The sequence below is a fragment of the Paenibacillus cineris genome, from assembly GCF_018333335.1.
In the GTDB taxonomy this organism is placed as follows: domain Bacteria; phylum Bacillota; class Bacilli; order Paenibacillales; family Paenibacillaceae; genus Paenibacillus_AQ; species Paenibacillus_AQ favisporus.
The window spans coordinates 1,386,890-1,407,820 of sequence record NZ_BORU01000001.1; the positions used below are offsets into that span (position 1 = coordinate 1,386,890).

Consider the following 20,931-nt stretch of genomic DNA (forward strand, 5'->3'; position numbering starts at 1 on the left):
GACGCGTGAAAAGGATTCTGGTGACAGGGGCGCTTGGGCAAATCGGCTCCGAGCTGGTTGCCAAGCTGCGTGAAATATACGGCAACGACGCGGTCGTTGCGACAGATCTGCGTTCATCCGCCCACGAAATTACCCGTACGGGTCCTTTCGAGCTGCTGGACGTAACCAATGACAAGGCGATGTATGAAATTGCCAAGCGATATCAGGTCGATACGATCATTCATTTGGCGGCGCTGCTGTCGGCAACAGCCGAAGAGAAGCCGCTCCTGGCCTGGAATCTGAACATGGGCGGGCTGATGAATGCGCTGGAGGTGGCCAGAGAGCTGAAATGCCAGTTCTTTACGCCAAGCTCCATCGGGGCGTTCGGGCCGTCGACGCCGAAGGACAACACGCCGCAGGACACGATTCAGCGCCCCAACACGATGTACGGCGTGAACAAGGTGTCCGGTGAGCTGCTGTGCGATTACTATTTCCATAAATATGGGCTCGATACGCGGGGCCTCCGTTTTCCCGGGCTGATTTCCTATGTGACGCCTCCCGGCGGAGGGACGACGGATTATGCGGTGGAGATTTATTATGCGGCCGTCACTCAAGGCAAGTACACGTCTTATATCGCCAAGGGCACCAACATGGATATGATGTACATGCCGGACGCCCTGACCGCCATCATTGATCTGATGGAAGCCGACTCGTCGCGGCTGACGCACCGCAATTCCTTTAACGTGACGGCCATGAGCGTAGATCCCGAAGCGATCGCCGCGGCGATCCGCAAAGAAATCCCAGGCTTCACGCTGGACTACGATGTCGATCCGAAGCGGCAGGCGATTGCAGACAGCTGGCCGCACTCCATCGACGCTTCGGCGGCGAAGGCTGAATGGGGATTCCGGGCGCGTTACGACCTGGATGCCATGACGAAGGATATGCTGGGCCATCTTGGCGGGAGACAACTGCTCCGTAAAGCATGATTCGACGGATACGAACATTTAATGAAGCTGGAAAGCTGTAACGGGAAAAAGCTGTACGCTCAAGGAAGGAATGCAATGGGATGCATGGGCCTTGGGAGTGCGGCTTTTTTGGTTTTTTGGCGGAAAAAAAGTAGGGATGATCGCCCTTCCGCAGGCCGTTTTTTCGATATAATGGGTAAGAAAGTGTACAGGCGCAGCCAACACGAAGCTTCACTGCAGCAGCAAGTATATAAGCGCCTAATCACACCTAATCAAAGGAGGCGAAGGCATGATATCATTTCCAAAACCGGATGTGGAGCAGTTTTTTCAGAGCTATGTCATCAGCAGCTTCGGAGTGAGCGCCGACGAGTCGAGGCTTGTGTTCAGCGCCAGCCTGAGCGGGAAATTCAATGTGTGGGCCATGGATTTGAAAGGGGATACATCGTATCCTTACCCGCTGACGTACAACGATCAAATGGCCAGCTTCGTTAAGCCGGACCCGGAGGGAAGGCATCTGCTGACGGCGTTTGACCGCGACGGCGACGAAAACTACCAATTCCATGCGCTGAAGTGGAACGGCGGACAGCCGCTGCCGCTGTTTCCTGAGAGTTCTCCGGATGAGAAGCATTACTTTGTCCATCTGTCCGAAGATGGCAACCGCCTGTATTACAGCACCTCCCGGGATAACCCGATGTTTCTGAATTCCCGGGTGTACCGCCTGGATACGGGAGAGGACCGGCTGCTCCTGCAGGGCGAAGAAACGACGACCAGTCTTACGGCCGTCAGCCCGGATGAGCAGACCTTCGCATACACCAAGAGCTACGCCAATACATACAACGTCAGTTATTTACGCCGGGTAGGGGACGAGGCGGATCAGTGCCTGACGCCGGATCCCGGGCGGGTCCATAATGCCGGTGAGGTTCATTTTCTAAATGATGGGGAGGTGGTCTTTGCCACCGACTATGATGCGGAATTTGCTTATTTGGCTTCCTTCGATCTGGCAACTGGCACGTTTGAACAACGGCTGCACATCGAGCGGGAAAGTGTGGAGCTGATCCGTCTGCACCGGGAATCGCGGACGGCGTATCTGGTGACGGACCGCGGGGTCGAAGACCGGCTGTACGCGTATGCCCTGGACACCGGCGAGCTGACGCCGATTCCGCTGCCCGCCGATATCGTACACCAGCTGACCGTAACCCGGTCAGGGAACCTGTACGTGCTTGCGCGCGGCGCTGTCAAGCCGCTGAATGTGTACCGTTACGCGGACGGACAGTGGACGATGCTGACGAAAAACGTGCTGACGGGACTGACCGAGGAGGATTTGTCCGCGCCCGAAGTGGTGTCCTATTCCTCTTTTGACGGGATGAAGATCGAGGCACTTTTGTACCGGGCGAAGGCGGATACGGCCAACGGGTATACGGTATTCTGGCCGCACGGCGGGCCGCAGGCCGCGGAGCGCAAGCAGTTCCGGTCGATGTTCCAATATATTATCGCGCAGGGCTACAACATTTTCTGCCCGAACTTCCGCGGCAGCACAGGCTATGGCAGCTCGTTTGTGAAGCTGGTAGAGCAGGACTGGGGCGAAGGGCCGCGCAAGGACTGCCTGGCAGGGATGGAGTGGCTGTTCGAGCAAGGCATTTCCTCAAGGGATAAGCTGTTCGTGGTCGGCGGCAGCTACGGCGGATATATGACCCTGCTCTTGGCCGGTCGCAATCCCGAGTATTTCCGGGCGGCCGTGGATATTTTCGGCGTAAGCAATCTGTTTACGTTCTACCATTCCGTGCCGGACCACTGGAAGTCGATCATGGAGCGCTGGCTCGGCGATCCGGAACGCGACCGCGAACGGTTCGTCAAGGATTCGCCGATAACGTATCTGGATCAGATGGTCAACCCGATGCTGATCATTCAAGGGGCTAACGATCCGCGGGTGGTCAAGGCGGAGTCCGACCAGATCGTGGAAGCGCTCCAGGCCAAGGGCCGCGACGTTGAGTATATTGTGTTCGAGGACGAGGGTCATGGCATGACCAAAAAGGCCAACGAAAAAATCGCATACACCCGCATGGTCGAGTTCATGAACCGCTGCCAGTAGCGAGTGGAGGGGGCTTTTGTAAGCCCGCGCGAATGAGGCGATTTCATCCAACTTAGGGCCGGCCGTGAAGCCGGGAGAGGAGACAGAGGAATGTCGGAACGAACAGAACATGCTGGCAGGGAAGAGCGGCTGTATTGGCTTCATCATTTGGAATGCTGGGCGCGTCCGGTGCTGGCGCGGCTTGCGGAGGGAAGGCTGCGCGCAGAGATGCCGGTGGAGAGCAGCGGGGATGGCCGGGAGGCTTACACCCATCTGGAGGCCTTTGGCCGCCTGCTGGACGGCATCGCCCCTTGGCTCAGAGCCGAGGGTGGAAGCGCGGAGGAGCAGCGGCTGCGCACAGAGCTGCTGGGGCTGACGCATCAAGCGCTGGAGCAGGCCAGCGACCCGGCCTCCCCGGACGTGCTGAATTTTGGCGAAGGGCATCAGCCCATCGTGGACACGGCCTTCTTGTGCCAAGCTTTTCTCCGTGCACCCCATGTTTTATGGGATCCGTTAACGGACGAGCAAAAGCAAAGATGGCTATCCACCTGGAAGCTGACCCGTACGCGCAAGCCGTTCTTCAACAACTGGCTGCTGTTCTCGGCGGTCATCGAGACGGCTCTGGCCCGGTTTGGCGACCGGGACTGGGATCCGATGCGGATCGATTACGCCTTGAAGCAGCTGGAACAGTGGTACGCCGGTGACGGAGTGTACGGCGACGGGCCGGCGTACCACGCCGACTACTACAACAGCTTTGTCATCCACCCGATGCTGCTGGACGTGCTGGATCACGCCGGCGCGCTGCAGCCGGACTGGGAGGCGCACAAGGGACCTGCGCTCGTCCGGGCGCAGCGTTACGCGGAGCAGCTGGAGCGCATGATCGCCCCGGACGGCAGCTTTCCGGTGGTCGGCCGGTCCATCAGCTACCGGACGGGCGCCTTCCATCTGCTGGCCCAATTGGCCTGGCAGCAGCGGCTGCCGGAAGGGCTGGACGCGGCGCAGGTACGCGGCGCGCTGACGGCCGTTATGAAGCGCTGCTTCGAGCCGGCCGGAACGTACGACGCCGAAGGCTGGCTGCGCATTGGCCTCAGCGGTCATCAGCCGGAGCTGGGCGAGGGTTACATTTCTACGGGCAGCTTGTATCTATGCGCGACCGTCCTGCTGCCTCTCGCGCTGCCGGAGAACGATCCGTTCTGGCAGGGCGAAGCTGAGTGGACGTCCAAGCGGATTTGGAGCGGCGGGCATGGCCGAATCGACCATGCGCTTGGACATTAAGCAGCACCGGATGATGGAACCGTGCTTGTCACAAACCAAGAGGCTGTCCCCAGGCTACTTCGGCCTGGCGGGGACAGCCTCTTGTCCGTCATCGTACCATGGGTTCAGATGCACCATGACGTCGGCCACCTGCTTCATGCGCTCCATGATCGTTTTTTTCACTTCCCGGCTGACGTCATGCCCTTCCTGTACGGTGAGATGGTTGGGAACGCTGACCTTGACGTCGACGATGATGGCGTTGCCGAGCTCCCGGGCTCGAATGCTGTCGACGCGTTTCACGTTGGGAACGGAGTAGATGATCGAGCTCAGCATGGCGAGCTGCTCGTTCGTGATGTTTTTGTCCATCAGAATGTCGACGGACTCCCGTCCCATTTTGTACCCGAGCCGGATCACCAGGTACGATACGATAATCCCGGCCACCGGGTCGCCGTATTCCGTATAGGGGATATGATAGGCTTCGCCAATCAGCGAAATGCCGATCCCGATGGACGCGGCTGCGGAAGCGTAGACGTCCGCGATATGGTCGTAGGCCGTGGCGATCAGGCTGCGGCTGTTCTCAGCCTTGCCGATCCGGATGCAGTACATGTACAGGATCTGCTTCCAGATCAGGGAAACCAGCGCGGCCGCAAGCGCGATCCAGCTGGCTTCAGCTGGAGGAACGAACAGCGATTCGATTGATTTATACACCATCAGCAGCGCCGCCATGACGAGAATGATCGCCACGATGCCCGATGCGATCGCTTCGGCTTTCCCATGCCCGTAGGGATGATCTTCATCCGCCGGCTTGCGGGATACCATGGCCGAGGTAAGTGCCGCGATCGTCGCCACGACATCGCCTGCATTATGAATCCCGTCGGCTACGAGAACCTTACTGCCGAATAACAGCCCGACGATGATTTTGAGAAGGGTCAGCAAGACGTTGCTGATGAGGCTGACCCATACCGCCAATATTGATTTGCTGGCCACGGACTCCAGTCTCCTCGCTCTATTCTTGGGTTTATTTCTTTTTATATAACCAAAAATAAACATTTCTTATTACGCCAAAACATGCCTCGCGGACAAAGATAACCCCCGCATGACACGACAATATCGCGCCTCGGGAGTCCTCCGAGTTAAAAGTATTCGGAAAAAGGTGGAATCGTATACATCATATTCCCACTTTCCGGCTCAAGCGACAGAACAAAAGCCTCCCGTGACATTTGTCTTACCCGCATAAAAAGAGGTGCAGGAGGCGGACAAATAACAGGAGGCTTTATGCCGGCTATGAGGCCTAAATTGACGCTGCTTGGTTGATGAAACAGAAGCTTTCCGGTACAAGGCTGGATCGTCTAACTGCGGAGGCTATTTAAACGGAAGTTTAAAGGATTTCCTGTAGAGCGGATACAGCCACTTTACACCGCTTGGCGTCATCGAATCGGCGATCAGATGGGACAAGTACCCGGCGGTGGATACGAGCATGATCCCTTCCAGATTGAGGTATGCCTCCAGTCCGGAACTGATCCATGCCCAGAGCCAAACCGCCCAGACGGTATGGGTCATGCCGCGGTGTTTGAGCCAAGGGGCGATACCCACAAATCCACCCAGTCCGGACATCCAGACCATGGCGTTATGTATTCCGGCGTAAATCAATATGCAGCCAATCAGGCTGACGAGCACGTTACGAATCATGCCGTCTTTAATGATCAGTCCGAGCAGAAACAGGACGAGCGCCAAAATGGAATATTCGAGATAAAAGCTCCCCTTAGCAATATACAGGTACCCCAGGACGATCACGAGCAGAAGCCCGGACCAGTACAGCCATTCTCTGAGCCATTTCGAGAACCGGCCGAGGGTAGAACTGAGCATGCTGGGGCCGTCGAGGTCTGCGCTGAGCGCTGATAAGGCGGAAACCGCGATGTACATCGCTGCATGCTTCAGCGTAAACGGATAATGGGCTGCGGCGGCAGCACCGATCACTACGCCTATAGCGAGATGTGTCGAACCCTTCATTTCTCCTCCTCTGACTGACATCAGGATGATTGCAGGCAAACATATGTTTGCTATCGTATTATACACGTTTTGGTGTCACGTGTATATGCCTGTCAGAGAGGATAGGACTAAAGTTCGTGTTACCATCAGGTCCGTTAATCAGCCGGATTGGCTGTATCCGAATTTTCGTCCGCCGCGGCTGCCTCTGTCCGTCCAAGCAAATAATCTATGGAGACTTGAAAATAATCAGCCAGTTTCGACAGCGTATCAAAATCCGGTTTCCTGCGGTTCTTCTCATAGTGGGACAAGGCCGCCCGGCTGATCCCAAGGGTTATGGACAATGCCTCTTGAGTCAATTTCTTCTGCTCCCTAAGCTCTGATATTCGGTTGCCGTAATTCATTTCTTTCCCCCCTTGGATACCCGGGTATGCGTGAGCAATTGGACCTGCTAAATAACGCTTGACATGATACAAAATGTATCGTAAATTAACAGTGTCGTCAATAGTGCAAGCTGTTTTTGAACCGATTTACCCAAAAAAACAGGTTCATTCTCCTCTTGGAAAGTCAATCTTTATTCATAGATTAATCCAATACCAGGAATAAAGACGCAATTCGTCACCATCTGTTACACCAGGAAGCCGGAACCAGTGCATATTCTGTCGAGCTTCCGTATTTAATGATACATAATGTTTCGCTGTTTTTCAAAAATCAAAGGGATGGATGCTGATACGTATGATCGATACACACTGCCATATCCTGCCGGCTGTGGACGACGGGCCGAAAACGATCGATGGAGCACTTCGCTTGGCTGCGGCTGCAGTGGAAGAAGGGATTACGACGATCATCGCCACCCCGCACCACCGAGAGAGACATTATTTGAACTCCGCCAAAAAAATCAACCGCCGCGTGAAGCTGTTTAACGCCAAGCTCAAACGCGCCGGGATCCCCCTGAAGGTGCTCCCTGGACAGGAGTACCACCTTACCGAACGTTATCCCACCGAATTCCGGCGCGGCCGGATCCAGACGCTTGCCGGCAGCCGCTATTTACTCGTAGAGCTTCCCTCCCGCAAGGTACCCGGGTATTTTACAGATTTTCTTGCCTTCATGAAGCGGGCCGATCTTCGGGTCGTCATTGCCCATCCGGAACGGAATTTGGGGATTATCGATCAGCCCGATCAAGTGGCGGGATGGATTCGGGACTTCGGCGTCCTGCTGCAGGTGACGACCCAATCTCTTGCCGGATTTTTTGGGGAATCGGTACAGAGCACAGCTGCTTACTTGTGCAAACACCGGTTGGTCCATTTGATAGGAACGGATGCGCACAACACGGTCCGGCGGAAATTTTACGCACAGGAAGGGCTCGGCATCATCGACAAGCTGTGTGGAGCAGGCTTTCGGAGGAGCCTGGAGGACCATGCGGTGCAGCTCATCAGCGGAAAGGAGATCGGAACGTTTCATCAGCCCACCGTCTAGAGCGGAGGCAACCATTCGATGAAATTGGGGGGAAGGATTATGGAATTCAAGCTGCTGCTGCAAATGTTAAGAAAGCGTCTTTGGCTGATCGTATTGGTGGTCGTTTTGTGCTCGGCCGGCACCGGTGCCTACAGCATCTATGTCATGAAGCCGGTTTATGAAGCAAGCAGCACGATGATCGTCAATAAGTCCAATTTGGACAGCGAGGGAAAACCGACGCTCGATATTAATGAAATCAATTCTAACATTATGCTGATCAACTCCTATAAGGTCATTATCACATCGGCATCCGTCATGGACAAAGTTGTTCGTCAATACCCCTCTCTAAACGTGACCACCCAGGATTTGAGGGATCGGGTCAGTGTTGAAACCGCCCAAAACTCCCAAATTATCGAACTCAAAGTCAGGGACGCCTCATATGAACAGGCGATGAACATTGTAAATGCCGTATCGAGGGTGTTCAAGGATGAAATCCCTTTAATCATGAAGGTAGACAACATCTCCATTCTGGACAACGCCGCGCCGAAAAGTTCGCCTAAGCCGGTGGTTCCGAATGTAAAACTGTACACCGCTACAGCTTTCGTGATTTCGTTGATGGCAGCTGTATGCCTTGTGTTGTTTCTGGAATATTTGGACGACACGATCAAATCCGAAGAGGATGTGGAGCGGTACCTGGAACTGACAACGCTGGGCTCAGTCCGGAAAATGAAGAAAAAGGATTTGCGTTCGCGTTCCACAGACCGATCCAAAAAGCAGGCAGGTGAAAAATATGCGTCAGTCAGCCAATAGGAACAAGTTGATCATGAATGTAAACCGAAGATCCTCGATTTCCGAAGGTTATAGGAACATTCGCACTAATATCCAGTTTTCTGGTTGGAATCAAAATCTTCGGGTTATCGCTGTAACGTCAACACAGGCGGGTGAAGGCAAATCGACCACAATCAGCAATTTGGCCGTTGCTTATGCTCAGGAAGGGAAGAACGTACTTATAATCGATGCAGATCTGAGACACCCTTCCCAGCATAGTATTTTTAACTTATCGAACCGTGTAGGCTTATCAAATCTGCTTGCCGACCAATGCTCTTATGGGGATATCGTCCATAGTACAGTGGTTGAAAACCTGTCACTCGTAACGGCAGGTCCTGTCCCGCCTAATCCGACCGAGCTATTGTCATCAGACAAATTACCGGAAGTGATTGCGGCTTGGAAAGAATGCTATGACATTATTCTGCTTGATACCGCACCAGTGATGGCTGTAGCTGACGGATTAATTGTGTCTTCTTTGGCTGATGGTGCCGTCATCGTGATTCTGGCCGGAAAAGTAAAGCGGGAATATATCCAGAAAGCGAAAGAGAAGTTAGAGCATGCAAAGGCGTCAATTCTGGGAGTCGTGTTAAATCAAAAAAAGTACAGCAAATCAGAAGCGAATCAGTACCGCTATTATCACCAATAAATCAAGTCTGAGCCAGGGCTTGAATGAGTCCGGTCCCAAAGGTTATGTCTACTGTACCTTTATCATGGTAGGCACTCGGTCATGCTGTGGGTATGAGAGTACCTTAGACGTTTATCGTCGAAAGTGTGACGTGAGGCCGGGTTAAATGCCCGATTTTATTCATGCTTCGTGATCGAAGTATGAGCTATGTTGTTAATGACAATATAGCTCATACTTTCATCCAGAGAGTCAGAAGCTGGTATGACACCAGGGATAAAAGGATTAGAAATGGGGGCAGTACAATGAAAAAAGTAAAGAAGGCAATTATCCCAGCGGCGGGACTTGGTACCCGGTTCCTGCCGGCGACCAAAGCGATGCCCAAGGAGATGCTGCCGATCGTCGACAAGCCAACCATCCAATACATTGTGGAGGAAGCGATCGAGGCAGGAATCGAAGATATCATCATTGTAACCGGCAAGGGGAAGCGGGCCATTGAGGACCACTTCGACTACTCATTCGAATTAGAGCTGAACCTACTCGAAAGAGGAAAACTGGATGTGCTTGAAATGGTCAGGCGTTCCTCGGTGGTTGAAATTCATTACATCCGCCAAAAGGAGGCCAAGGGCCTGGGACATGCAATTTGGTGCGCACGCAATTTTATCGGCAATGAGCCTTTTGCCGTTCTTCTCGGTGATGACATCGTTAGAGCGGAAACTCCATGCATCGGACAGCTTGTGCAGCAGTACGAAAAATATGGACGACCGATAGTGGGCGTAGGTCCGGTAGCTCCCGACCAAACGCAGCGTTACGGCATTATTGATCCAAGCTCCAGATTGGATACAAACCCCCGGGCCTATGAGCTGCGCGGCGTGGTGGAAAAGCCGGCTCCGGGGGAAGCTCCGTCTCATCTGGGGATTATGGGGCGTTACGTCCTTACACCGGACATATTCGGTATCCTGGAATATCAGAAGGCGGGCTATGGCGGAGAAATCCAGCTAACCGACGCCATTTCGCAGCTGATCGCGAAGCAGGGATGCCTTGGTTATGAATTTCAAGGCGAGCGGTTTGATGTCGGAGAAAAGCTGGGCTATATTCTGACATCCGTTCAGTTTGCTTTGCAGCAGAGCGAGCTGAAACTTCCGCTTCTTGAGGAGTTGGAGCGGATCATGAAGCTGGAAAGAGTTGAACCCAGGTCGTAAGAATGCAATTCCCCGTTAATTAAGGAAGCGCTAATTAATTCAAATATAAAAGCAAGGTAGGGGCGAATATGGTTAATAAGGTATGTGTCATCGGGCTCGGTTATATTGGGCTTCCGACAGCGAGCCTGCTGGCGATTAAGGGATTCGATGTTCATGGCGTTGACGTAAATAGGCAGACTATAGATCTAATCAACCAAGGCGAGGTTCATATTGTGGAACCCGATCTGGACATTATGGTGAAGGCTGCTGTGCAGAGCGGAAGACTGCACGTGTCGGAGGAGCCGGAGGAAGCTGACGTCTTTATCTTGGCGGTACCGACTCCTTTTCAGGAGAATCAGAAACCGGATTTATCCTATGTTAAGCAGGCTGTCCTCGCCGTTGTTCCCTATTTACGTCCTGGCAATATCGTAATCCTCGAATCCACGAGTCCCGTTGGGACTACGGAGACGGCCACAGAATGGTTAATGGAAGCAAGGACCGATTTGAGCGTATCTGGTTTGGTTCATCAGGCCTCCCGGCGGATTTATGTAGCCCATTGTCCCGAGAGGGTCATGCCAGGACAGATTCTAAGGGAGCTGGTTGAGAACGACAGGATTATTGGTGGGATTGATTTGGAATCCACTCAACGGGCCGTAGCCTTTTACAGACAATTCGTTAGCGGAAAAATATTGGAGACGAATGCCAAAACGGCTGAGATGGCCAAACTGGCGGAAAACTCGTTCCGGGATGTCAATATCGCGTTTGCTAATGAGCTTTCTTTGATTTGTGACCATTTGGGTATCAACGTATGGGAGTTGATCCGTCTTGCGAACCATCATCCACGAGTTAACATCTTGCAGCCTGGTCCGGGAGTTGGGGGTCACTGTATCGCTGTGGATCCTTGGTTCCTTGTCGATGCCGCCCCCGAGCAGGCAAAACTCATTCATACTGCCAGAGTGGTCAATGACTTTAAGCCGGGTTATGTCGTAGAAAAAGTGGCGGAGCGGGCCAAACGGCTCAAATCGCCGATAATTGCCTGCTTGGGACTGTCTTTCAAGGCAAACATAGACGATTTGCGTGAGAGCCCTGCCGCTGCGATCGTTGAGCACCTGTCCAAATTGGAAATCGGAACCCTCCTTGCTGTTGAGCCGCATATTCGGGTTCTGCCTGAGTCTCTGCAGCAGGCGGGGGTCCAATTAATGGAGATTGAGGAAGCTGTACGCAAGGCGGATATCGTGCTGCTTCTCGTGAACCATGATGCTTTTTACCCGATTGATCGGAATCTGCTTCAGGAAAAAATCGTAATGGATACGCGCGGCTTCTTCAGCGAATCGCCCCGTGTCCAGGTAGGCGTGTAGATATGTTCTCCCTGCTTATGAAAGTTAAGAAGCTCAGGCGGATGACACCGCATGAAGCAGTACTGAAAGTGGCGTCTAAAGTCCTGGATGAAACGCGTAATACGTACATGAGCCTTCGGATACGTTTCGCCCCGATTGTACTGGATCCATTCCACTTCGAAGGATTTACTGTGGCTGGTCGATTTCTGTTCGATTCAATGAATAAGGATCGGTATATCGCGTTTCTGCGAAATGAAGGCCTGGATGCGGAAATCATACGGCAGGCGGATATCGTCTGCGCCCATCAGTTTGATCTGCTGGGCTCAGGAATGACCGATTTGGGGGCAAACCTACCTTGGCATGTTGATTTTAAGTCGGGATACCGGTGGGAGCCCCGATATTACAAAAAGATCCGGACTGTGGATCTATTCAGTAGAGCTGACGTGAAGGTTCCCTGGGAGCTTTCGCGTTTTCAGCATGCCTTCACGCTCGGGAAGGCGTACTGGCTGACCGGCAACGAGAAGTATGCCTTAGAATTTCAAGCCCAGGCAGAGGATTGGCTCCGGGAGAACCCTCCTGCGATGTCGGTCAACTGGACATGCGCAATGGATGTGGCTATTCGTGCCGTCAACTGGATCTCGGCGGTTTATTTCTTCCGGGATAGCCCTTTGCTTGACAATGCATTCTGGAATCGTCTTAACGCTTCTCTGTATTTGCATGGCCAGTTCATTATGAACAATTTAGAAAATACGGATGAACATACGGGAAATCATTACATGTCCAATCTCGCCGGATTGATTGGATTAGGTTTGTACTTCGGGGAATTTGTAGTCACTGCTCCTGGTAAATGCCGGAGTGGACCGAAGGAATGGCTGGATTTCGGTGTCCGTGAAATGGAGAAGGAGATGTTTGTCCAGGTTCACGAGGATGGTGCTAGCTATGAGGCGTCTACCTCGTACCACCGGCTTGTAGCGGAACTGCTGCTTGTCAGTGCCATATGGTGTGCCCGCAACGGCATTTTCTTCTCTGCCCGATTCATGAAGCGGCTCGAGGAGATGCATGATTTCATGCTGTCCGTGATGAAGCCGGACGGAAGGACACCCATGTTCGGCGATGCGGACGACGGAAGGTATTTGATCACGGCCCGTTATGGCAGTTGGGAACGTTGCGATTTTCGCTTTCTGCTCGCGGCAGCAGGCGAATTTTTCGGACGAGAGGATTTCCGGCAGGCTGGTCGTTCCATGTGTGAGGATGCCCTATGGTTGACAGGTCCACCATCGATGGTACAGTTGCTAGACGCGCGGAATACCGATCCGGCCGCGTTCCCGCACGGCGGATTTTATGTGATGCGGAATCATAAGGCGTACTGCTTGATTCGCTGCGGCGAGCTGTCCTTTCACGGGCATGGAGCTCACAGCCACAATGATCAGCTGAGCTTTGAGCTTCAGGTGGAAGGGCAGGATGTTATCGTTGATCCCGGAACTTATGTATATTCTGCGGACTTTCATCAGCGGAACCTTTTCCGGAGCACCGGAATGCACAGCACCATAAAGGTAGGAAGACATGAACAGAATGACTTTGGCGAGCACGAACTGTTTCTTATGCGCGAACAGACGTTTGCCAAATGCAACGCCTTCACGGGGGAATATTTCTCTGGCAGTCACTTCGGCTACACAGAGAAGTGCGGTGTGATCCACAGGCGTGATTTCTATCTGCGAAGCGGCGAGCTGGAGGTCGTGGACAGGCTGGAGCTGTCGGGTCAAGAGTCAGCAGCCGCCGTGGATTACACGGCTTGTTTTGTGCTTCCGCCGGGTACTCTGGCCGTTTCCATGGGAGGAACCTGGGAGCTTCAATGCGGAGCTGTCCGGTTGGAACTGATCTTACAGGGAGCGGATGAAGCCGGGCTCCAGGAAGCCTGGGTATCACCCCGATACGGCGTACGCGAGTCAAGTTTGAAATTATGCGTTCGGGGAAGCGGACAAGGACTGCGCGCCTTGTTTCGCTGGACATAGAATGGAGGAACAGTATGAATCAAGTGTTAATCAGACAGGGCGCGGCGGTGGTGGAGAACATTCCGGAGCCGGTGGTTTTGAAAGGGACCGTCCTGGTGCGGGTAGACCACTCCTGCATTTCAAGCGGGACCGAAATCAGCGGACTGCGTTCAAGCGGCGTTCCTCTCTGGAAGCGTGCGGTGCAGCAGCCCGACAAGGTGAAAAAGGTTATGCGGATGGTTGCCGCGCAGGGAATATCTCGCACACGGGCCTTGCTTCAGGTCAAAGTCGGAACGGCTGAACCGACAGGTTATTCCGCCGCGGGTACAGTGATTGAGGTGGGTGAAGAAGTCACGGATATTAGACCAGGCGACCGGGTGGCGTGTGCCGGAGCGCAATTTGCCCATCACGCGGAGGTCATTCGCGTGCCGAGGAACTTGGTGGTGCCGGTCCCGGACGGGCTGGACCTTGCTGAGGCAAGCACAGTTACGCTGGGCGCTATTGCCATGCAGGGCGTACGCAGGGCTCAGCCGACATTAGGAGAGACCTTTGTCGTCATCGGTCTGGGTATACTCGGCCAGCTGACGGTTCAATTTCTGAAAACAAACGGTTGCCGCGTCATTGGAACAGACCTGGACCCGGGCCGGATCACCCTCGCCCGTCAGCTCGGGATGGACGATGCAATCGATCCGTCCGGGGGCAGCGCGATGGATGTGGTACACCGGTTGACAGACGGCATCGGCGCGGACGGTGTCATCATTACGGCAGCGGCCAAATCCAACACGATCCTCTCGGAGGCGTTCAAGATGACCCGAAAAAAAGGAAGGGTTGTGGTGGTCGGCGATGTCGGTCTTCATATCAACCGTGCGGATATCTATGAAAAGGAACTGGACTTCTATATTTCCACTTCCTATGGACCCGGAAGGTATGACTACAACTACGAGGAGAAAGGCAGGGATTACCCTGTCGGCTATGTCAGGTGGACTGAGAACCGCAACATGGGCGAATACCTGAAATTGCTGGCTGAAGAACGAGTAAACGTTAAACCGCTGATCTCTCGGGTATACCGGCTTGACGAAGCCCCCGAAGCTTATGCTTATATCCAGCAGAATACCAAACCGATGATGGTACTTCTGTCATACCCGCAAAGTGCCGCCGGCATGAAGCCCATCCATAAAGTGATCATCCAGCCCGAGGTTCAGCCGCCGAAGCGGAAACAAGTGCGGATCCGAGTGGGGCTGGTAGGAGCGGGCGACTTTGCGAAAACCATGCATTTGCCCAATCTGAAGTCGCTGTCCGATCAGTTTACGCTTCAAGCAGTGATGAGCCAGACAGGTCATAACGCTGCCGCGACGGCTAGGCAATTCGGAGCAGTTTATGCAGCCACCAGTCTCCCGGTGATCCTGGAAGATCCCGATATAGACGCCGTACTGATTACAACCCGTCACGACACACATGGTCCGATGGTGCTTGATGCTTTGATGGCAGGCAAGCATGTGTTTGTAGAGAAGCCTCTGGCATTGACGGCAGATGAGCTGCTGTTCATTAAGCAGTTTTATCAGGAACACGAAGAGGCGGGACAATCTGCGCCGCTTTTGATGACCGGTTTTAACCGGAGATTCTCCAAATACGGCTCACGCATCAAGGAAATAGTTCATGACCGGAGCAATCCGATGATAATCAATTACCGCATGAACGCTGGCTATCTACCTCTGGATCATTGGACGCAGACGGAAGAAGGCGGCGGCCGGAACCTGGGCGAATGCTGCCATATTTATGATTTGTTTACTTATTTGACAGGCAGTCGGGTGATTGATACCCAGGTGAATCATTTGAAGCCGGCGACGAACTATTATTCGCATACCGATAATTTCGTGGCTACGTTTCATTTTGCCGACGGGTCCGTGGCTTCCGTCACCTATACATCATTAGGTTCCAAGGAATACGCCAAAGAACAGATGGACATCTACGTGGATGGGAAGAACATTTTTTTGGACGACTACCGGAAATTGGTGGTTGCCGGCAGCCGTGCCAAAGGTCTGGAGACCAAGATCAGCGACAAGGGACAGCGGGAAGCGTTGGAGCGATTCGCCCATGCAATCCAGAAAGGCGGAACCTGGCCGATACCGCTGTGGCAGCAGGTGCAGGCCACGGACATGGCACTGGAGGTAGAGGGATTTTTAACCGGGGGAATGAATAGCCAATGGGGATGACCAGAGAGGTTGCAAAGCGCATTTTGTCCTATTTACCGTACCGATACGTGAATGTCGGCAGGGAATTTCATCTGTGGCTGTACAAGTTCGAGCAGACGATGCAAATGAGCCCCGGAGAGATCCGCGCCGCCCAGTTGGAAACACTAAAGCGAATGGTAACGCTCGCCTATGAAGAGACGGTGTTCTATAAGCAGTTATACGACAAGCAGGGATTCCATCCGTCCATGCTCCAAGATGCAGGTGATATTGCTCGGATACCGGTGATCCGCAAGGAAGACATCCGCAGCCACGGAGAGGATATGATCGTCAACCGCTACCGCGGGCGGAAGCTGAAGAAGCTTGGAACGAGCGGGACGACGGGAGTCTCCTTGACGCTGTATTCAAATCGTACGGTGGAGCAAAGGGAATGGGCGGCCATCTGCTTTCAATGGGCAAGGGTCGGTTATAAGCCCGGCGAGGGACGCGTGGAGTTTAGGGGAGCATTGCCGGATCATCAGGTATACCGGCTGGATAGGTATTCCCGAACGCTTAAAATCAATACGACGGCGATCCATGAGCGAAATGTGCCGGAAATCGTCCAGGCCATCCGGGATACGGGGTATCGGTACCTGTATGGCTTTCCATCGGCCATCGCCTTGTTTGCAAAACTGGCCGTTCAGGCTGGGAAGCAGCATGAAGTGAAGCCCAAAGCCATCCTGCTCGCCTGCGAAATGGTTCATGATTATCAGGTTCATTTTATACACAACGTATTTCATGAAGCGCAGCTGTTTGCCCACTACGGTCAGACCGAAAAGGCCGCCCTCGCCGGATGGCTGGATGAGACGAGAGCCTACTATTTTCTCCCCTTGTACAGCTATGTAGAGCAGAACCCGGATAACGGTGCCATCATCGGAACCTCGCTGCTGAATGACGTGATGCCTCTCATCCGGTATGAACTGACCGATGCGGCGTCGCCGCTGATCGAAGAGCCGCGCAGCGGGGCAGATCATCTGTTTCCGGTGATCGATACGATCGACGGAAGGATGGGAGAGATCATGTATAAGCCTAATGGCGACATGCTTCCCTCTCCGCTGATGGCCATCGCCTTGAGGGGGACGACGACCTTCAGCGCATGCAAGCTGATCCAGCACAACTACGACCACATCGAGATCCTCGTAGAATCGAGTCTGCCCGAGGAAGCTGTACGCCCGGACATCGCTATGATGATCGGCAAGCTTCAATCTCTGTTTACTCCGGATATGCATTTTACAAGCTCGATCGTGACTTATATTCCAAGGTCGGCAACGGGCAAGTTCAAGAATGTCGAGGTCCGGATCGGAGAGGGACAAGTGACGTTATGAAAATTGTCATTGTTGGGCCGCTGCCTCCCCCAATCGGCGGAATCTCCGTCCATATCCGCAGGTTGTCCCGGCTGCTGCAACGCCAGGGCATGGAGTGCATTGTTTACAATGAGTCCGGTCACCGGGGAGATAGCTTGAATGTAGTGCCGATGTTGAGCTATAGACGTTTTTTGCTGCAGATTCCTTTTATCCAGGGTGATTTGATTCATTTTCATACGATTGATAAGCGCCTGCGGCTGCTCTTGGGAGTATACAGGCTGCTTGGCAAAAAAATCATGCTGACGGTTCACGGCGAAAGCCTGGCGCAGCAGCTGAAAGAGTCGAGCCCGCTCATGAGGCGCATGCTGCTTCGCAGCTTGAAGTCTCTAAACGGGATTGTATGCGTCAATCCAGCGACTACGCAGATGCTTCTGGATCAGGGATTCCATTCTGATCGAGTCAAGACGATACCGGCTTACATCCATCCTGAAGACTGTGAGGAGGATGCTCGGGCCATTCCCGCGGAGGTGCATGCTTTCCTGGACGGTAGGGGGTTTGTGATCAGCGCTAACGGATTTATTCGGCAGCTTCCCGAAGGGGATGCGTACGGCGTGAATCTTCTTATCGAGGTGATGCGGGAGCTGAAGTCTCGGGGACTCGCGGTGCGCTGCCTGTTCGCCGTCCTGGGATCTGCCGGACAGAGCGCCGAAGAGCGTCTTTACTATGAACAATTGCGGAACAGGGTCCGTGGATATGGACTGGACGACTCCTTCTCCTGGTATGAGGCTGAGCAAACCGAGCTGTATCCGATCTTGAAGAAAAGCCATTTATTCATCCGGCCGACCATTACGGACGGATACGGCGTTTCCATAGCCGAAGCGCTGCGGTTTCAGATCCCCGCGGTCGCAAGTAACGTGTGCAGGCGGCCGGAGGGGACCGTACTGTTCAACTCCGGAAATGTCGGTGAGCTGACGGATAAAGTTCTGGATATCATGAACCGCTACAGGTCGTATAAAGAAGAGACCGCAAAGTTGAAGCCCGTTGACTACGGCCCGGATCTGATTGAATGGTACCGAAGGATTGTGAAGGACATTCCAGAAGAAAGCCAAGTGATCCCGCATGTCAACGGATAACCGGAAAATATTGTCGAGCGGGTTTGTCTACTTTGCATCTTCCCTGATGACCCAGCTCGTCAATCTGCTGCTGATTCCTTTATATACCCATCACTTATCACAGGAAATGTACGGCCAGTACGATTTGATCCTCAGCATGCAGTTGCTGCTGTCTCTAATGATCGCTCTCGGCGTCCACTCGGGTATGATCCGCTTTTTTAACGAGTTCGACGATAAAGAAGGGCTTCGGAACACCGCGCTTACGTTCGGGTTGCTATGGGGCGGCCTCTGTATCGCGGCGGCTTGGGGCGTTAGCCCGTGGGTGTCCGGCCTGATTTTCGGGCAGGCGGACACTGCTAGCCAGTACATTCCTTATGTAGTCATGATTTCGGTCTTCAGCTGCCTGAACTTGATCTACTCCAGTTACTACTCCATGCAGTTTAAAGCGCTGCGGTCAAGCAGCATTCCGTTTGCAGTCCTCATCTTAACGCTGCTGTTTGTCTTGCTTCTGTTTATTCGGCTGGACATGGGCGTGATCGGCATTTTGCGGGCGCAGTTGTTAGCCAACGCGCTAGTCCTCGCCGTACTATTCTGCGTTAATATCCGGCGTTTCCGGTTTATGCTCCGTCCTGAACCGCTTCGCCGGATGCTGAATTATGGGACCGGCCTGCTGCTTGGGGATATTTCGGCTTGGGTGCTCGGACTGAGCGACCGGTTCCTGATAAAGGGATATATGAATCTTTCTTCGGTTGCGGTGTACTCGATCGGCTATAAGATTGGCATGCTGATGAACCCGGTTTTTATCAATCCGTTTATGTCCGTGTTTACGGCATTTAAATTCAGGGCTTATAAGGAGGCGGACGGAGCGGAGAAGATTCGCGGCATGTTCCGCATGTATAATTTTCTCGGCTGGCTGTGCGTTCTCGGCCTGTCCCTGTTTGCCAATGTGGCGGTTCAACTGGTCGCCCCCGGGAATTATGAGGCGGCGGCCGATGTCATTCCCATCATTTCATTTTCTTACTTCCTGTCAGGGAGCATCGCATTTTACTCCCTTGGACTGCACATCGCGAACAAAATGCGGATCAATTATTTGATCACGATGCTGGCCGCCGTACTGAATGTCGCATGCAATATCGTTTTGATACCATGGTTCGGGATATACGGCTCGGCCCTGGCAACGGTGATCTCCTACGCGGTGACCAACATCGTTTTTCATCATTACGGTTCCAAATATTATCCGCTCCATCTCGGTGTCTGGTTTCCCTACAAATACCTGATCATCTACTTGCCAATATATGGTATTTACAGGGCCTACATGCCGTTTGTGGATGCCATTTGGGTTGAAATTGCGCTGAATACGCTGCTCATTACCGGATTCATCGTTTTGAGCATGCTTTTTAAGTTTATGACCCGCAAAGAGCTGATGGGGGATTGGCGCAGGTTTGTACGGCGCAGATCCGAAACCATCATCATGGAAGGGGTTCAGTCTGAAACATGATGACCAAAATTGTGACTGACACGGACGGTTTTCTCAAACTCCGTGAAGATTGGGAGAAGCTGACGAAAATTGATCCGGATGCAACGTATTACAGTACATTTGAATTTAATTATACGTGGTGGCTGACTTTTGGTCAGGACCCAGGCAAGGAGCTGTTCATCGTCTGTCATTACCGGGATCGGGAGCTCGTCGCGATCGCCCCTCTCATGATCCGGCAAATCGATAAAAAGATCGCTAAGTGCAACGTGCTGTGTTTTTTGGGGAAAGGCGATTATTTCAGCTTTATCACCGATTCCAGCCGGTTTAAATCTTCCATTCTAATGAAGGAGCTGTTCCGTACCATCGAGCAGCATTCCTCCAAATGGGACAAAATCGAGCTGACACATTTGCAGATGGATACCAAGCTGCTGCGCTATTTGCTGCGGCACGACCGGTACAGCCAATATACCGAATATCTGACCTCCTGTTCGAGGATCAATCGCGACGGATTTGACTCGTATGAACAATTTGAAAAAGAAATGGTCGATACCAAAATGAAACATAAGCGCATCAAGCTGCTCAGGGAAACAGGATACAGATTCCGCTGCGTTAGCGGTGGCCAAACCCGGGACATCTATGAACAAATTGCCCAAGTGCATCAATTGGAAAAAAAGTATCTACTGGAAATGAAGGGGAGGAAGGAACGCCGCAGCCTGTTCGAGGATAGAGGTATGGAGCGGTTTCTTCGGCGCTTATTTGAGGATAACGACCACATTTTGTTGTTTTACCTGGAGTCGGGAGACGGTGAAATCATCATTTATAAATGCTGTTACCTATATCAAGGGGTTTTGTATGGATGGAACACCGGTTATTCACCTAAATTTTCCCATTACCATGGTATTTCCGACGTGCTTTTGATGGAAATGATCCGAAGTCTCTTTGAGGATGACCGGGCCGACCAGATTGACTTTGGTGCCGGTACCTATCCCTGGAAATTCCGCTGGACAAACCAGTTTTCAGTCAGCTATACCTTCGCCATGTGGAACGAGTCCAGCCGCCAATCGAGGCTGCTGCGCATGCTGGTACGTTACCGGGAGCTTCTTCGGGCCGTCAAGCAAATCAGAAACGCCCACTAAGCCAATGA

Annotated in this window: 16 protein-coding genes and 1 pseudogene; 14 read left to right on the top strand and 3 right to left on the bottom strand. The window is 53.0% G+C overall.

What is annotated here, in order from left to right; translation table 11 throughout:
• Positions 1 to 5 precede the first annotated feature (5 nt).
• The 3 genes from KI379_RS06735 (at position 6) to KI379_RS06745 (ending at position 4,287) form a co-directional block, all read left to right on the top strand.
• Entirely contained in the window at positions 6 to 965 is a 960-nt protein-coding gene (locus KI379_RS06735) for an L-threonine 3-dehydrogenase (RefSeq protein WP_076168543.1), read from the top strand.
• A 268-nt stretch (positions 966 to 1,233) separates the two neighbouring features.
• Positions 1,234 to 3,033 carry a S9 family peptidase gene (locus tag KI379_RS06740; RefSeq protein ID WP_212983145.1) on the top strand — a complete coding sequence of 600 codons (1,800 nt, stop codon included), beginning with the start codon at positions 1,234 to 1,236 and terminating at the stop codon, positions 3,031 to 3,033.
• Positions 3,034 to 3,123: 90 nt separating this feature from the next.
• The gene (locus KI379_RS06745; protein WP_212983146.1) at positions 3,124 to 4,287 is read left to right on the top strand and encodes a DUF2264 domain-containing protein; all 1,164 of its coding nucleotides are present in this window, start codon (positions 3,124 to 3,126) and stop codon (positions 4,285 to 4,287) included.
• A gap of 54 nt (positions 4,288 to 4,341) precedes the next feature.
• On the opposite strand, the gene KI379_RS06750 is transcribed toward KI379_RS06745, so the two are convergent.
• The 3 genes and pseudogenes from KI379_RS06750 to KI379_RS06760 form a co-directional block, all read right to left on the bottom strand.
• Positions 4,342 to 5,262 (bottom strand): cation diffusion facilitator family transporter, encoded by a 921-nt coding sequence (locus KI379_RS06750; protein WP_076169574.1) that lies wholly within the window; start codon positions 5,260 to 5,262, stop codon positions 4,342 to 4,344.
• A gap of 366 nt (positions 5,263 to 5,628) precedes the next feature.
• Positions 5,629 to 6,276: a metal-dependent hydrolase gene (locus KI379_RS06755; RefSeq protein WP_089546450.1), complete on the bottom strand. Its 648-nt coding sequence runs from the start codon at positions 6,274 to 6,276 to the stop codon at positions 5,629 to 5,631.
• 182 nt (positions 6,277 to 6,458) lie between these two features.
• Positions 6,459 to 6,656, bottom strand: a pseudogene (locus KI379_RS06760) (helix-turn-helix domain-containing protein); the annotation flags it as partial.
• 331 nt (positions 6,657 to 6,987) lie between these two features.
• Here KI379_RS06760 and KI379_RS06765 point away from each other — a divergent pair.
• From KI379_RS06765 to KI379_RS06815, 11 genes are all read left to right on the top strand, one after another.
• On the top strand, positions 6,988 to 7,728 hold the full coding sequence (locus KI379_RS06765; protein WP_212983147.1) for a tyrosine-protein phosphatase: 741 nt from the start codon (positions 6,988 to 6,990) through the stop codon (positions 7,726 to 7,728).
• A 39-nt stretch (positions 7,729 to 7,767) separates the two neighbouring features.
• Positions 7,768 to 8,517, top strand: coding sequence for a YveK family protein (locus tag KI379_RS06770; protein WP_179231905.1), 750 nt, complete (start codon positions 7,768 to 7,770; stop codon positions 8,515 to 8,517).
• A 13-nt stretch (positions 8,518 to 8,530) separates the two neighbouring features.
• Positions 8,531 to 9,181, top strand: a complete 651-nt coding sequence (locus tag KI379_RS06775) for a CpsD/CapB family tyrosine-protein kinase (RefSeq protein ID WP_306433647.1) — start codon at positions 8,531 to 8,533, stop codon at positions 9,179 to 9,181.
• Between the two features lie 281 nt (positions 9,182 to 9,462).
• Positions 9,463 to 10,359, top strand: a complete 897-nt coding sequence (gene galU, locus KI379_RS06780) for a UTP--glucose-1-phosphate uridylyltransferase GalU (protein WP_089546454.1) — start codon at positions 9,463 to 9,465, stop codon at positions 10,357 to 10,359.
• Positions 10,360 to 10,427: 68 nt separating this feature from the next.
• Positions 10,428 to 11,696 carry a UDP-N-acetyl-D-mannosamine dehydrogenase gene (gene wecC / locus KI379_RS06785; protein WP_212983148.1) on the top strand — a complete coding sequence of 423 codons (1,269 nt, stop codon included), beginning with the start codon at positions 10,428 to 10,430 and terminating at the stop codon, positions 11,694 to 11,696.
• Between the two features lie 41 nt (positions 11,697 to 11,737).
• Positions 11,738 to 13,687: an alginate lyase family protein gene (locus KI379_RS06790; RefSeq protein WP_212983149.1), complete on the top strand. Its 1,950-nt coding sequence runs from the start codon at positions 11,738 to 11,740 to the stop codon at positions 13,685 to 13,687.
• Positions 13,688 to 13,701: 14 nt separating this feature from the next.
• A complete protein-coding gene (locus KI379_RS06795; protein WP_089546457.1) occupies positions 13,702 to 15,879 on the top strand; it encodes a bi-domain-containing oxidoreductase in 2,178 nt (725 codons plus the stop codon).
• Positions 15,870 to 17,219 carry a phenylacetate--CoA ligase family protein gene (locus KI379_RS06800; protein ID WP_179231907.1) on the top strand — a complete coding sequence of 450 codons (1,350 nt, stop codon included), beginning with the start codon at positions 15,870 to 15,872 and terminating at the stop codon, positions 17,217 to 17,219. The genes KI379_RS06795 and KI379_RS06800 overlap by 10 nt, the downstream gene beginning before the upstream one ends.
• Positions 17,216 to 18,331, top strand: coding sequence for a glycosyltransferase family 4 protein (locus KI379_RS06805; protein WP_212983150.1), 1,116 nt, complete (start codon positions 17,216 to 17,218; stop codon positions 18,329 to 18,331). Before KI379_RS06800 ends, KI379_RS06805 begins: the two co-directional genes overlap by 4 nt.
• The gene (locus KI379_RS06810) at positions 18,318 to 19,808 is read left to right on the top strand and encodes a lipopolysaccharide biosynthesis protein (RefSeq protein ID WP_212983151.1); all 1,491 of its coding nucleotides are present in this window, start codon (positions 18,318 to 18,320) and stop codon (positions 19,806 to 19,808) included. The genes KI379_RS06805 and KI379_RS06810 overlap by 14 nt, the downstream gene beginning before the upstream one ends.
• Entirely contained in the window at positions 19,805 to 20,923 is a 1,119-nt protein-coding gene (locus KI379_RS06815; protein ID WP_212983152.1) for a GNAT family N-acetyltransferase, read from the top strand. The genes KI379_RS06810 and KI379_RS06815 overlap by 4 nt, the downstream gene beginning before the upstream one ends.
• Positions 20,924 to 20,931 lie beyond the last annotated feature (8 nt).